The following is a 13,001-nucleotide window of genomic DNA, read 5'->3' as shown; positions in this document are numbered from 1 at the left end:
TAAGAATAAATCCTTGGCGAAGATGGCAAACAAATCATTTCGGCGCAGCATCTTCTTAAGATTTGAACGCTAGTGTGTAGCCTCAGGCAGGCCAAGTTTCAATGTAACCATGAGCACCGGCGTCAGCACATCGACAGATAAAAACATTGTCGACCGATCGCGCAGTCACCGTAACCGGGCTGTGTCGAAGGCCGTGCGGCAAACGCGCGAGCGCTTGCAAAGCGGCCATAGCCGCAATTTCGACCGCGAACTGATGATGATGCATATCGACACCTTGCGGCAGAGTGCCGCCGTCGTGCCGATCTTCGTCATCGTCGTTGCCGTTCTCGGCGTCTATCTGACGCATGATGCGGGTATTCTCTTCTGGACTATTCCGATCCTGACGGCACATGCCATCAACATGCTGATCGGGCGGCGCGCCAAGAAACAGGAAATGTCGGCCGAAAGCGCCAGAAAGTGGCGACAGCTGCTCTTGCTAGGGCAATTGCTCGTCGGCTTCTGTTGGGCGCTCTTTGCGATGCAAAATTGTGCGGCCTGCGGCGGCGATAGTTTCGCCTTCTACAAGGGCACGACCCTGCTAGCGGCAATCTGCATTACGGCCATGTCCAGCTTCATGCTGCCGCGGGCCGTTCCGTTTTCCTTCGCACCAGCGACAGTCGCACTGGCCGTGGCAGCGATCCTCACGCGAAGGCCTTCCGATATCGCCCTCACCGCCGCCATTTCGGTTGCCGTGATATTCTTCAGCTTCATCACCAACCGCATGTATCAGTCGAACCTGAAGATTCTCTCTTTCCAATCGGAGAAGGACGATCTTATCGCGGAACTCGAAGTCGCGAAATCGATGTCTGACGAGGCCCGTCGGCGCGCCGAAGAAGCAAACCTCGCCAAATCGCGCTTTCTTGCTTCCATGTCGCACGAGCTTAGAACGCCGCTGAATGCGATCCTCGGCTTTTCCGAGGTCATGTCGGCGGAGGTCATGGGGCCGCTCAACAACCCGACCTATCGCGAATACACCAGTGACATCCATCGATCCGGCCAGCACCTGCTCAACCTGATCAACGAAATCCTCGACCTCTCTCGTATCGAGGCCGGCAAATACGAGCTGAACGAAGAAGCGATTTCCCTCCTCGATATTGCCGAGGATTGCATCGGCATGGTGCAGTTGCGCGCCCGCGCCAAGAACATTTCGATCTCATCGCAATTCGAAGCGCAGCTGCCTTCCGTCTGGGCCGATGAGAAATCGATGCGCCAGGTGATCCTCAACCTCCTGTCGAATGCGGTCAAATTCACGCCGCAAGGCGGCGAGATCAGCGTCAAGGTCGGCTGGACGGCTGGCGGAGGAGAATATGTAGCGATCAAGGACAACGGCCCGGGCATCCCCGAAGAGGAGATCCCGATTGTCCTGTCCGCCTTCGGCCAGGGCTCCATCGCCATCAAGAGCGCCGAACAGGGCACGGGCCTCGGACTGCCGATCGTACAGGCTATTCTCGCCAAGCACGACGGTCAGTTCATGCTGAAATCCAAGCTGCGGGAAGGCACGGAAGTCATCGCCATCCTGCCGCCCAAGCGCGTACTGCAAAGTCTGCCGGCGGTCGAGGATGCCCCACTCGCCGAGCGGCGCAAGAAGAGCTTCGCTTAAACAAAGCCCAAACGCTGATCGCTGGAGGACGGAAAACCGCTACGCACTTTTCCTGGAATTGCTTTTAGCGGAACAGCAGATGGCTGCCGATAACGTAAAGAAGGTAGATGCCGGACGCGACCAGCATGCACAGAACGGCAAACGAGCCGAGATCCTTGGCGTGCTTGCCGACGTTGGAAATCTCCGGCGAGATTCGGTCAATCACCTCTTCCACCGCCGTATTCATGGCTTCGACTGCGAAGACGGCGAGGAACAAGACCATCGCGATGACGATCTCACCGATGGTCGCACCGACGGCGATCAACAGGATCAGTCCCACTCCGGCAAAAAGGAGTTCCTGGCGAAAGGCCGATTCCTGCAACAGGCGCTGAAATCCGCCCCAGGAATAGCCGGCGGCGGCGAAAAAATGCCGAATCCCGGTCTCCTTATTGACCGCTGATTTTGAAAACTCAGCCATTCGCGCTCCGCCCGTATTGTCCCGGTTGCAATCTGGATGCCTTGCGAATACCGCCTCACCGTGGGCGAAGCAAGGCGACACGTCCTCGTCGCCTCAGAATTCATTGCAGATTTATGACGAAAAACCGATCATCTACAGGAAATTGAGCGGCGAAACGCTTATTTCAATGTCTCGCCGCTCCGCTTTTCAGTGCTTGTTCGTAACCCCGGCGCTTTCGAACGTCGCCATGCCCGAATGGCAGGCTGCCGCAGCCTTGACGATACCCGCGGCCAATGCCGCCCCCGTACCTTCGCCAAGCCGCATGCCGAGCGCCAGAAGCGGCGTCTTGCCGAGCTTTTCGATCGAACGGAGATGACCCGGCTCGGCCGAGACATGTCCGATCAGGCAATGATCGAGGGCAGAGGGATTGGCAGCCTTGAGAATAGAGGCAGCGGCGGTCGCGACATAACCGTCGATGATGACTGGGATACGTTCCATGCGTGCAGCGAGGATGGCGCCGGCCATGGCGGCGATCTCGCGGCCGCCAAGGCGGCGCAGGATTTCCAGCGGATCGGAGAGATGATCGCGATGGAGCGCGACCGCCTTCTCGACAGCGGCGATCTTGCGCTTCAGCATCTCACCTTCCGAGCCGGTACCGGGACCGACCCAGTCTTCGGCCTTGCCGCCATAGAGCGCGTAATGAATGGCCGCGGCGATCGTAGTATTGCCGATGCCCATTTCGCCGATACAGAGCAGGTCGGTACCGCCGGCAATCGCTTCCATGCCGAAGGCCATGGTGGCTGCGCAGTCGCGCTCGCTTAGCGCCGGCTCTTCCGTGATATCGCCGGTCGGAAAATCGAGCGCGAGGTCGAAGACCTTGAGGCCGAGGTCATAGGCAACGCAGATCTGGTTGATTGCTGCACCGCCGGCCGCGAAGTTTTCTACCATCTGCTGCGTCACGGAAGGCGGAAATGGCGTAATTCCCTGCTTGGTGACACCATGATTTCCGGCAAAGATTGCCACCAGAGGTCGGGTCACGGCCGGCGAACGTCCGGTCCAGGCCGCCAGCCAGAAAGCGATTTCCTCTAGTCTTCCAAGCGCGCCCGGCGGCTTGGTGAGCTGCGCATCACGTTCGCGCGCGGCCACGAGCGCCCGGGCATCCGGGCCTGGAAGGTCGCGCAGCAATGCGCGGAAATCGTCGAATGGGAGGCCGCTGACGCTCATGAATGCGTTCCTTGTCTTTTGGTCTCAAATCGGGTTCTTTGCGTGCGACTCTATTAGTCCTGGGAATCGGCGTGAACAACTCCAAAAGCGCCCGATGCTGTCGCGCGTATGGCGGGGAGAAGAAGAAATGCGGGAATATATGCGTGACATCGCGCGCTCCGTCGCTTTCTTGAGCCGCATTCCCGTGCCGTCGTCCTTCTTCGAAGGCGACGACGGCAAGCTCTCGCGTGTTTCACGCGCTTTTCCTGTCTCCGGCCTGCTGATCGCCCTGCCCTCTGCACTGACCTTCAGCGTTCTGCTTGCCCTGAACGCCGATCCGTTGATGGCCGCATTGCTTGCGCTTGCCGTGCACACGCTCCTGACCGGCGCCCTCCATGAAGACGGGCTCAGCGACACGGCGGACGGATTGGGTGGTGGCAAGGACCGCGAACGCGCGCTCGAAATCATGAAGGACAGCCGTATCGGCACGTACGGGGCGGCAGCGTTGATACTGTCCTTCGGATTGCGAGCGGCAGCACTTGCCGCCATCGCCCGGCATCTTTCGCCTGAGGACGCCGCTGTCGCAATCCTCGCTGCCGCCACCTTGAGCCGCGGTGCCATAGTCTGGCATTGGTACGCCCTGCCACCAGCCAAACCGGATGGGATCGCGGCATCGGCGGGCAAGCCGGATGGCGACGCCATGCAGCTGGCGCTGCTCGCGACACTTGGTCTTGCGATACTGCTCGTCGGTCCTGCCATGGGTGTTCCGGCTCTGGTTGGCTGCCTTCTTGCAACAAGCGTCGCGGCGTTTCTGGTCACGCGACATATCCGTCAAAAATTGACTGGCCATACAGGCGATACGATCGGTGCGACCCAGCAGATTTGCGAGATCGCGTCGCTCTGTACCCTTGCCATGTGCGTTTGAAGCATCGATATATGATCCCATGCTGACACCTTGCATCCTCGTCTGCTCCATCGACCAGAATACCGGCTATTGCTTCGGCTGCGGCCGCACATCAGCCGAAATCGGCGCGTGGATGAACTATAGCGATGACGAACGGCGTCAGATCATGGAAATGCTTCCGGAGCGCCTGACCAAGGTCGAGCGCAAGCCACGTCGGGAGACCCGCCGCCAAAGGATGGCACGGGAGCGCAGTGCCGTATGAACCGCCTGAACATCGTTCTCGCCATTCTCGGTATCGGCCTCGCACTGCTCGTCTTCAACAATAATACCGGCTCTACCTTCGGCATGCGCAATGACGACTTCGCGCGTGTCGTCTATCTCCTGCCGATCGCCCTGATGATGAGCGCCGCAGTCTGGGCGAGCCGGCATACGGTCAGCCAGTCGATCCGCAACCTGCTGATCTGGTTCGTCATCATCATGGCGCTTGCAACCGTCTATATCTATCGCCGCGATGCCGAACAGGTTGGCAACCGCGTCTTCGCCGGCCTGATGCCCGGCCACGCCGTCGTCGTCACGACGAGCGAAGGCGGTCAGGAAGTCATCCTTCACAAGCGCTCGAACGGGCATTTCGAAGCGCGCGTCATGATCAATGGCCAGCCGATCGATATGCTGATCGACACCGGCGCCAGCACCATCGCCTTATCGCAGGAAGACGCCGAACGCGTCGGCATCATTCCGGAGAACCTCACCTATTCGCAGACGGTACTGACCGCCAACGGCCGCGCCAGGGCGGCTCCCGTGGAACTCGGCTCGGTGGCAATCGGCCCCATCAAGCGCAGGGATGTCGAAGCGAGCGTGGCCGAAGCAGGCAGGCTCGATCAGAGCCTGCTCGGCATGAGCTTTCTCGAAACCCTGGGATCGCTGCAGATGCAAACCGACGAGCTTCGGCTGCGCGACTAACGAACCACGCATGCGATAGTTCGGCTGGGAGCGAAGCATTCGCCAGTCTATTCACTCTAAAAGAGGGCATGTCCAAACCTTATAAGAGTGAACACGATGATGCCGGCGAGACCTAATCTGACGACGGAACTTCTGCTTCTCCTCGCCCTCGCCACCTGCTGGGGCGCCTCCTACACCTTCATCCGCGTCGGTGTTGCGACCATTCCACCGATCACCCTGATCGCCGCCCGCACCTTGATCGCCGGTCTCGTTCTGCTTGCGATCATTCGCTGGCGTGGTCTGAATCTGCCGCACGACGCCGGCACCTGGAAGCGCTTCCTCATTCAATCCTGCCTCAACAGCGCCATTCCCTTCACGCTGATCGCCTGGGCGGAACAGACTGTCGATGCCGGCCTCGCGACCATATTGAATTCCACGACGCCGATTTTCGCATTTCTGATTGCCGCCTTTCTGTTGCGCAGCGAACCGCTGACGAGCCGCAAGCTTCTCGGCGTGATTGCCGGCATGGCCGGTATCTGCCTGATCATCGGCCTCGATGCGCTGCATGGCATGGGCCGCCAACTGCTGCCGCAGCTCGCCGTCGTCGCGGCATCGGTCTGCTATGCCTGTGCCGCCCTGTTCGGCCGCAATTTCAAGGGGCTGGACCCGATGATGCCGGCAGCCGGTTCCCTGCTTTGCGGTGCGGCTCTCCTGATCCCGGCGAGCCTGATTGTCGAACATCCCTGGCAGATTGCGCCGTCGACAGCCTCGATCCTGGCACTGCTCGGCCTGTCGGTCGTATCCACCGCGCTTGCCTTCAGCATCTATTTCCGACTTATCCAGACCCTGGGCTCGGTCGGCACGACGGCGCAGGCCTATCTTCGCGTCCCGATCGGCGTCGGCATCGGTGTTACCTTCCTCGGCGAGCCTCTCTCCCCGACGGCAGCCATCGGTCTTGTCTGCGCCGTGGCAGGTGTCATGGCCATGACCATCGCACCGCGCAGGAAGGCCGTGGCGTGAAAAGGCAATCACGTTCAGCGCTTGCATGGGACGTTCAGCTTAGAAGAGACAGATCGTCCCATGCGAAAATGAGATTGTCGGAGCGCCAGATAGGTCCCGGATCGGTGTAACGGCCGATCAGCTGCCCTCCAAGGGCGCGATAGAAGGCGACCGCGGGCTCGTTGCCGACGACAACGCCGAGCGCGGCGCCCGAATATCCCATGGCAGCAAACTCTTCCATCATTGTCCGCATGAGCCGGCGGCCAAGTCCCTGGCGTTTGATGGAGGGATCGATGTAGAGCGATTTTATCTCACCGCGCCCCTCGAATGCTGGCTCGGACGCAGCTGCAATCGCGCCGATGCCGACAAGTCGCGCACCTTGTTCAGCCAGGAACACACGCTGATCCCGACGCGGGGTGGCCAGCATATCGGCCCATCGCGCGCGACGGTAATCTTCATCAAGGATTCGATAGACTTCGGCGGGCGCCAGATCGCGATAGGTATCGCACCAGATCGCGCGATGAAGCCTGGCGATGTCAGCAACATCACCGGTGAGCGCGGGCCTGATCTCTATGTCCGTCATCATTGGGCATTTCTGAGGACGGTACTACGCAGCGCACCGACGAGATAGAGCGAACCGGTAACAAGCATCCAGCCGCCGCGCTCAGCGGCTTTCACCGTCGCCCGATCCAGCGCCCTGTGCGGGTCGGGCTCGGCTTCGCAACTCATACCCAAGGACCTCCCCAACGCTTCCAGCTCGATCGCTGGATGGGCCCGCCCCGATCCGGACGCTTCCGTAAAGACAGCATAAGCCGCGTATCGCGATAACACATCCAGAAAGCCGGGCGCATCCTTGTCGGATGCCAGTGCGACGACGGCAACACATTCGCCGCTGACCGAGGAGGAGCGCGTGATATCGCGCAACACAGCCTCGATATTGAACGGCACATGTGCCCCATCCATGATCATGGGCAGGCTTTGCCGCCCCTTTGCCAATACAGGCGACAGAGAGACGTCGAAACGCTCCATCCGCCCCGGCAGACGCGCCTTGTCGATTACAGCTTTTTCGAGCAGCCATGCACCGATCGGCTGACCCTTTTCGCCTCCCTCCCGCATACTCTCACCCTGCCGCCCCAGATGATCGAACGCGAGTCCGACCAGGGCGATATTCGTTGCGGCAATCGTCTCATCGTCTGGAAGATTGGTTCGAAGCACCTTGCAGCCCAGCTCATCGGCACGCTGCTGCAACACCTGTCCTGCGACATCGCCGGCGGCAAGCGTCGTCACAAGCGTCGCGCCGGGCTTCAATATGCCGACTTTCTCCTGCGCGATCGCCTCGCGCGTGCTTCCCAGAATCTCCGTGTGCTCAAGGTCGATATTCGTGACGATCGCGATTTCGCCGAAGACCACATTCGTCGAATCCAGCCTGCCGCCTAGCCCGACCTCGACCACGACCCAGCTCAAACCGGCGTCCCTGAAGACGACGAAAGCGGCCGCCGTTATCACGTCGAACCAGGTGGCGTCCTCAGCCGCGGTTGCCGCCCGCTTCGCGTCCTCATAGCTGTCCAGAACCTGCGTGATTGCCGTCGCCAGGGCATCATCCTCGACCTCCTGGCCAAGTATGCTGACACGCTCATTCACCCGATCGACATGGGGCGACCCATAACGTCCGATCCGCCAGCCAGCCCGCAGCAATCCAACCTCGAGGAGCGCAGAAACCGACCCCTTGCCCTTGGTGCCGGCGACATGGATCGCGCGAAAGCTCCGATGCGGATTGCCCAGACGCTGCATGAGATCAAGCATCGGCTCGAGACCGACCCGCATCTCCCCGCGCGGCTTACGCTCCCAATTGGTCAGTTGATCGAGCCGGGAAAGTACCTGGGACAGCGAAGGATTGAGTGGCGCCTGCGACATTGGATGCTTTTCCTGGACCATTTTGTTGCGGCTGCAAAAGCCGCAGGCCTTCTTAAGCCTACAAGTCAAGCATCGCCATCAATTTCTCAAGCGATATCCCGTCCGAAAAATCCATCCCACGACGATCAGACAGACGACGAGGAAAAGCGTGATCATGGCAAGGCTCAAGCCCGGATTAACATCTGCGATGCCATAGAAGCTCCAGCGGAAGCCGCTGACCAGATAGAGGACCGGATTGAGGTGACTGACCGCCTGCCAGAAGGGCGGCAGCATGTTGATCGAATAGAAGCTCCCGCCGAGGAAGGTCAGCGGCGGCACGATCAACATCGGGATGAGGTTCAGCTGCTCGAAATTCCCAGCCCATATGCCGATCATGAAACCGAAGAGGCTGAAGGTGACCGCCGTCAGCACGAAAAACAGGATCATCATCAATGGATGCTCGATCCTGATATCGACAAAGAAACTCGCGGTCGCGAGGATGATCAGGCCGATCAGCATCCCCTTGGTCGCGGCTGCGCCGACATAACCGAGAACGATTTCCGTCATGGCGACAGGCGCAGACAGCACCTCGTAGATCGTACCGGTGAACTTCGGGAAATAGATACCGAAGGAGCCGTTGCTGATGCACTGGCCGAGCAAGGTCAGCATGATCAGGCCGGGCGTAATGAACGCCCCGTAGGAAACGCCCTCGACCAGGTTGATGCGCGAACCGATCGCCGCACCGAAGACGATGAAATAGAGTGACGTGGAAATGACTGGCGAGACGACGCTCTGCAACAGGGTGCGGCGCGTACGGGCCATTTCGAACGAATAGATGGATTTTATCGCTTCGAAGTTCATTTGCCTGCCTCCACCAGCGAGACGAAAATATCCTCGAGCGAACTCTGGCGCGTCGAGAGGTCCTTGAAATGAATTCCCTCGGCAGCGAGTTTCGACAGCAGAGCCGCGATACTGGATTGTTCGTGCTGGGCATCGAAATCATAGATCAGCGTCAGGCCGTTCGGACCGAGCGAAAGCCCGTTCCCGTCGAGAGACTCCGGTACGACGTCGAGCCGCTCGTTCAGATCGAGGATGAGCTGCTTGCGGCCAAGCTTGGCCATCAGCGCCTTCTTCTCCTCCACCAGCAGCAGCTCGCCGCCATTGATGACGCCGACGCGATCGGCGGCCTCCTCGGCCTCTTCGATGTAATGCGTTGTGAGAATGATCGTGACGCCGGACGCGCGCAGGCGCTCGACCACATGCCACATATCCTTGCGCAGCGTCACGTCGACACCGGCCGTCGGCTCGTCGAGGAACAGGATCTCCGGTTCATGCGAGAGCGCCTTGGCGATGAGCACCCGTCGCTTCATGCCGCCGGAAAGCTGGCGAAGCATGTTGTCTTTCTTCTCCCAGAGCGAGAGATCGCGCAATATCTTCTCGATATATTCGGGATCCGGCCTCTTGCCGTGAAGCCCGCGCGAAAAGCTGACTGTATTCCAGACGGTTTCGAACTGATCGGTCGTCAATTCCTGCGGCACGAGGCCGATCAGGCTGCGCGTGGCGCGAAAATCGCGCACGACGTCATAACCGCCGACGGTCACAGATCCACCGCTCGGATTGGCAATCCCGCAGACGATGGAAATCAACGTCGTCTTGCCGGCACCGTTCGGCCCCAGCAGCGCCAGGATTTCGCCCCGCTCGATGTCGAGATCAATGCCCTTGAGCGCCTGAAATCCGTTGGCATAGGTTTTAGTAAGATTGCGTATGGAAATGATCGCAGCCATGGTCAGGCAAAGTCCGGCTTTTATGATGAATTTCGCGGCGTTTGCCCGCTATATAGCCGGTCCTGGGCTTTTACCACCCCACGGTAGTGAAACACTGCGTTCGTTTAAGCGGAATAAGCTGTCATCAAATCGTGACCTTCGTCGGGCATATAGCTCCTTAGGTGAGCAACGTTTGTCGCAACTCCGCCCAACGCCTCTTGGCGGCACCGTCAGCGCCTGTTGTACTGGCCGATTTATTGCCCTCGCATTCATATTGCGTGCATCATCATTGCAACATGAAGTTCTTTTCTGGGGCTGGCAAGGATTCCCCGTCGTTGCCATGCTCCGCTCAAGCCGGCTCAGCCGGCTTTTTTCTTTTTGCCAGCTTACGATCTGGAAAACGACCGCTACCAGTTGCCGTTGACGCCGCAACCGGCGGGCGGCAGCGTCTTGTGCTCGAAACGTGCCTTCAGCATCGCACAACCCTTGTCGCGGATGGGTCCGGGCATCATGGAGTTGAGACCGATGCCGACTTCATCGAACGGATCGTCGGCATAGGCGACATAAGCATACCAGCGGCCGCCGATGACGATAATGATGGCAATCAGGGCGGCAAGGAGTGCCCTTCCCAGGCTTCTCTTTCGTCTTGGTACGTCTTCCATGAACCCTCTCCTGCCCGCGGCCCGCGCAATTAAGCGCGATTCCACCGATAGGTAAATCGGCTTTCCCATTTGGCAAGGTGGATGCTGCTCCGGCAAAGGGCCAATCAAAGGCTGCAATAGCGCCGACCGCCCTTTCGGTCCCTGAGGTCGAAATGGAAGTGGTTCCAGTGCTCCGGATTGCTGCCGGGGCCGAGCACAGTATCGAAATAGCGGCAGCTGTCGCTGCGTACCGCCTTGAGCAGCCGCCCTTCCCGGAAGGAAAACAAGCCCTTCTTCCGCACGTCGATCACATGGCCATTCTTCAGGACGAAGGTACCAACATCGATCGCGTTGCCATGCGCGTGTTCCGACATCGGATTATAGCGTTGCCGGCTATTGTTCATCCGCCGACAGGAATAGCCGCCGAGCGGTACGATCGTGCCGATGCCGGTCCAGTAGCGCGTGCGTGCGGCTGGGGCGAGTTCGTTCTTCACCCATTTGGCGAAGGCGAGCGTCACCTGGCAATTCAAGGTCACCGCCGGTCGGACCGCGATATTGCCGGAAAGGCCGCTCAGCGAAACCGGATAGGGAACCTGACATGCAGGACCGTTCGAGATCGCCGGCTTGTCGGTATAGACGACGCCCATCCGCTGCAATTCCTGGCGGCAGGCGATTTCCGAAGGCGGCATCATGCCCGGCGTCGATTGCGGCGCTTCGAACTGCTGATCGAGACGCGGTATCGGATTTTCGACCCGCGGCAACATCGCGACCTGCGTTCCTGGCTGCTGCCTCGGTATCTGCGACTGCCTGATTTCCGATTGGGCGGCCGGCCGCTGAAGGGTGGAGCGGTTGGTCTGTACGGGCGCATCGGTGCCGATGCCGTCGACCACTGGCTGGTCGGACTGACCTTCGGCGATGTTCTGCTGCTCCTCCTGCGCCAACCCGACAACCGAGGCGGATTGCGCCTCTTCGCTCGGCCCGACGCCAAGCTCGGCATCCATGTTAACGCCCTGAGAGGGGGCATCCGACTGCTGCGCTAAGCCGGCTTCGACATCCGTCGTGGTCACGGCTTCGCCGGGTGCACTGGAACGAACGGGACCGCCGCTTTTGTAATTGCTCGATGCGGAAACGACGGGATCCTGCCCCCCCTGATAAGCAAACTGCCGCTGCGGCACGCTGCGATGCGGCTTGATGGAGCCGACGCGCGAGGAACTGTCAATGCCGGAAGGCGGCACGAGGCTATCTGCCGTGCAGGCGACCAGCGCAGACGACAACAGCAATGGCAGCGCGGCCCGCCGTAGAATGGGTAAAATGGTCATACTCCTGATCCGCTGCCCCAGCCACGGTCGGTAACGACTACAAATCCTAAATGGGAAGGGTGAACGAAAGCTTACCGCAGGGAATCTCGCTGCTTCACGCCGGCACCATGTCGCCCTGGAATGGCATGAAGCAAGCACGCGGCCCATAGGAGTCCTCCATGGAAATGCCAGCATGGCTTTTCCATCGCGGCAGGATTGCATAGGCTGATTGTCGGAATCGACCGTGAACAGGAGCCGAAGAATGAATGACAGCGTCAAACCGAGAGGCGAGCTCACATTGCGCACGCTTGCCATGCCCGCCGATGCTAATCCTGCCGGCGATATTTTCGGGGGCTGGGTCATGGCGCAGATGGACTTGGCAAGCGGTATCCGCGCCGCCGAACGGGCGCGCGGGCGAGTAGTCACGGCTGCGGTCAAGGAGATGGCCTTCGAACTGCCGGTCAAGATTGGCGATACACTGAGCGTCTTCACCGATATCGAACGCGTCGGCCGTACCTCGATCACGCTGAGCGTCGAAGCATGGGCACACCGCGCCCGCTATAACAGCCTGGAGAAGGTTACGGCTGCGACCTTCATCATGGTCGCGCTCGATGAATACGGCTTGCCGAAGGCTGTACCAGAGGAGAGCTAACGCGATGGATTCCGCGCACACACCGGAAGTCTACGTCTATATCAGGACGGTCATGAGCATGGTGATCGGCCTTTCGCTCGCCCAGCTTCTGACCCGGCTTGCCGGTTTCGTGCAGTCGCCGGGTAAGAACAAGATCTACCCGGTCCATATCGGCTGGGTATTGTCCATGTTCCTCTTCATCATCCATTTCTGGTGGTGGGAGTATCGGCTGCAATCGGTCGCGCAGATCAATTTCGGCGTCTACCTCTTCCTCATCTGCTTCTGTTGCCTCTTCTATTTTCTCTGCGTATTGCTCAATCCGCCCTCGGTCGAGGATTATGGCGGCTTCGAGGAATATTTCATCTCCCGCCGCCATTGGTTCTTCGGCCTGCTCGCCGTCACCTACGCCGTCGACCTCATCGACACATTGCTGAAGGGTGAAGCCTATTTCCGGTCGCTCGGCTGGGAATATCCGACGCGCAATATCGTCTATATCGTGCTTTGCGTCGTCGCCTCGATCACCGCCAACCGGCGCTTCCAGGCCGCATTCGTGATCGTCGGACTGATTTACCAGATCACATGGATCTTCCGCCTCTACGACGTGCTTCCGGTATAGTGATCGCATCCGTCATGGGGCATTAAATCCACTGCTATC

Annotated in this window: 15 protein-coding genes; 7 read left to right on the top strand and 8 right to left on the bottom strand. The window is 59.6% G+C overall.

The features are described from left to right. Positions 1-109: 109 nt before the first annotated feature. Complete coding sequence (locus tag AC13RM_RS15940; RefSeq protein WP_488555271.1) at positions 110-1,639, top strand: sensor histidine kinase; 1,530 nt, start codon at positions 110-112, stop codon at positions 1,637-1,639. 64 nt (positions 1,640-1,703) lie between these two features. On the opposite strand, the gene AC13RM_RS15935 is transcribed toward AC13RM_RS15940, so the two are convergent. Further along, positions 1,704-2,096 carry a diacylglycerol kinase gene (locus AC13RM_RS15935; RefSeq protein WP_092716218.1) on the bottom strand — a complete coding sequence of 131 codons (393 nt, stop codon included), beginning with the start codon at positions 2,094-2,096 and terminating at the stop codon, positions 1,704-1,706. 186 nt (positions 2,097-2,282) lie between these two features. Beyond that, positions 2,283-3,299: a nicotinate-nucleotide--dimethylbenzimidazole phosphoribosyltransferase gene (cobT, locus tag AC13RM_RS15930; RefSeq protein WP_488555270.1), complete on the bottom strand. Its 1,017-nt coding sequence runs from the start codon at positions 3,297-3,299 to the stop codon at positions 2,283-2,285. A 127-nt stretch (positions 3,300-3,426) separates the two neighbouring features. Between cobT and AC13RM_RS15925 the strand changes: the two genes are divergently transcribed. From AC13RM_RS15925 to AC13RM_RS15910, 4 genes are all read left to right on the top strand, one after another. Continuing rightward, positions 3,427-4,203, top strand: a complete 777-nt coding sequence (locus AC13RM_RS15925; RefSeq protein WP_488555269.1) for an adenosylcobinamide-GDP ribazoletransferase — start codon at positions 3,427-3,429, stop codon at positions 4,201-4,203. Between the two features lie 19 nt (positions 4,204-4,222). Continuing rightward, positions 4,223-4,444, top strand: a complete 222-nt coding sequence (locus tag AC13RM_RS15920) for a DUF1289 domain-containing protein (protein ID WP_112398367.1) — start codon at positions 4,223-4,225, stop codon at positions 4,442-4,444. After that, positions 4,441-5,142 (top strand): TIGR02281 family clan AA aspartic protease, encoded by a 702-nt coding sequence (locus AC13RM_RS15915; RefSeq protein WP_488555268.1) that lies wholly within the window; start codon positions 4,441-4,443, stop codon positions 5,140-5,142. The genes AC13RM_RS15920 and AC13RM_RS15915 overlap by 4 nt, the downstream gene beginning before the upstream one ends. Positions 5,143-5,238: 96 nt before the next feature. Continuing rightward, positions 5,239-6,141: a DMT family transporter gene (locus tag AC13RM_RS15910; RefSeq protein WP_488555267.1), complete on the top strand. Its 903-nt coding sequence runs from the start codon at positions 5,239-5,241 to the stop codon at positions 6,139-6,141. 34 nt (positions 6,142-6,175) lie between these two features. On the opposite strand, the gene AC13RM_RS15905 is transcribed toward AC13RM_RS15910, so the two are convergent. The 6 genes from AC13RM_RS15905 to AC13RM_RS15880 all read right to left on the bottom strand — a co-directional run bounded on the left by AC13RM_RS15905 (position 6,176) and on the right by AC13RM_RS15880 (position 11,736). Then, on the bottom strand, positions 6,176-6,706 hold the full coding sequence (locus AC13RM_RS15905) for a GNAT family N-acetyltransferase (protein WP_374817275.1): 531 nt from the start codon (positions 6,704-6,706) through the stop codon (positions 6,176-6,178). Further along, positions 6,703-8,034 (bottom strand): bifunctional folylpolyglutamate synthase/dihydrofolate synthase, encoded by a 1,332-nt coding sequence (locus tag AC13RM_RS15900; RefSeq protein ID WP_374817277.1) that lies wholly within the window; start codon positions 8,032-8,034, stop codon positions 6,703-6,705. The genes AC13RM_RS15905 and AC13RM_RS15900 overlap by 4 nt, the downstream gene beginning before the upstream one ends. A 78-nt stretch (positions 8,035-8,112) precedes the next feature. Further along, on the bottom strand, positions 8,113-8,874 hold the full coding sequence (locus AC13RM_RS15895) for an ABC transporter permease (RefSeq protein ID WP_374817279.1): 762 nt from the start codon (positions 8,872-8,874) through the stop codon (positions 8,113-8,115). Beyond that, on the bottom strand, positions 8,871-9,797 hold the full coding sequence (locus AC13RM_RS15890; RefSeq protein ID WP_113230667.1) for an ABC transporter ATP-binding protein: 927 nt from the start codon (positions 9,795-9,797) through the stop codon (positions 8,871-8,873). The genes AC13RM_RS15895 and AC13RM_RS15890 overlap by 4 nt, the downstream gene beginning before the upstream one ends. A 386-nt stretch (positions 9,798-10,183) precedes the next feature. Further along, the gene (locus AC13RM_RS15885; RefSeq protein ID WP_113230666.1) at positions 10,184-10,438 is read right to left on the bottom strand and encodes a hypothetical protein; all 255 of its coding nucleotides are present in this window, start codon (positions 10,436-10,438) and stop codon (positions 10,184-10,186) included. Between the two features lie 104 nt (positions 10,439-10,542). After that, the gene (locus AC13RM_RS15880) at positions 10,543-11,736 is read right to left on the bottom strand and encodes an extensin family protein (RefSeq protein ID WP_374817283.1); all 1,194 of its coding nucleotides are present in this window, start codon (positions 11,734-11,736) and stop codon (positions 10,543-10,545) included. 241 nt (positions 11,737-11,977) lie between these two features. Here AC13RM_RS15880 and AC13RM_RS15875 point away from each other — a divergent pair, with 241 nt between their 5' ends. Both AC13RM_RS15875 and AC13RM_RS15870 read left to right on the top strand, forming a co-directional pair. Next, positions 11,978-12,367 carry an acyl-CoA thioesterase gene (locus AC13RM_RS15875; protein ID WP_374817286.1) on the top strand — a complete coding sequence of 130 codons (390 nt, stop codon included), beginning with the start codon at positions 11,978-11,980 and terminating at the stop codon, positions 12,365-12,367. A gap of 4 nt (positions 12,368-12,371) precedes the next feature. Then, positions 12,372-12,962, top strand: coding sequence for a hypothetical protein (locus AC13RM_RS15870; RefSeq protein ID WP_374817289.1), 591 nt, complete (start codon positions 12,372-12,374; stop codon positions 12,960-12,962). The last annotated feature ends 39 nt before the right edge of the window (positions 12,963-13,001 follow it).

This window comes from Martinezella sp. CNPSo 3732, assembly GCF_057784515.1.
The sequence above is the reverse complement of the archived record's forward strand: the minus strand, read 5'-3'. Positions and strand labels throughout refer to the sequence as shown.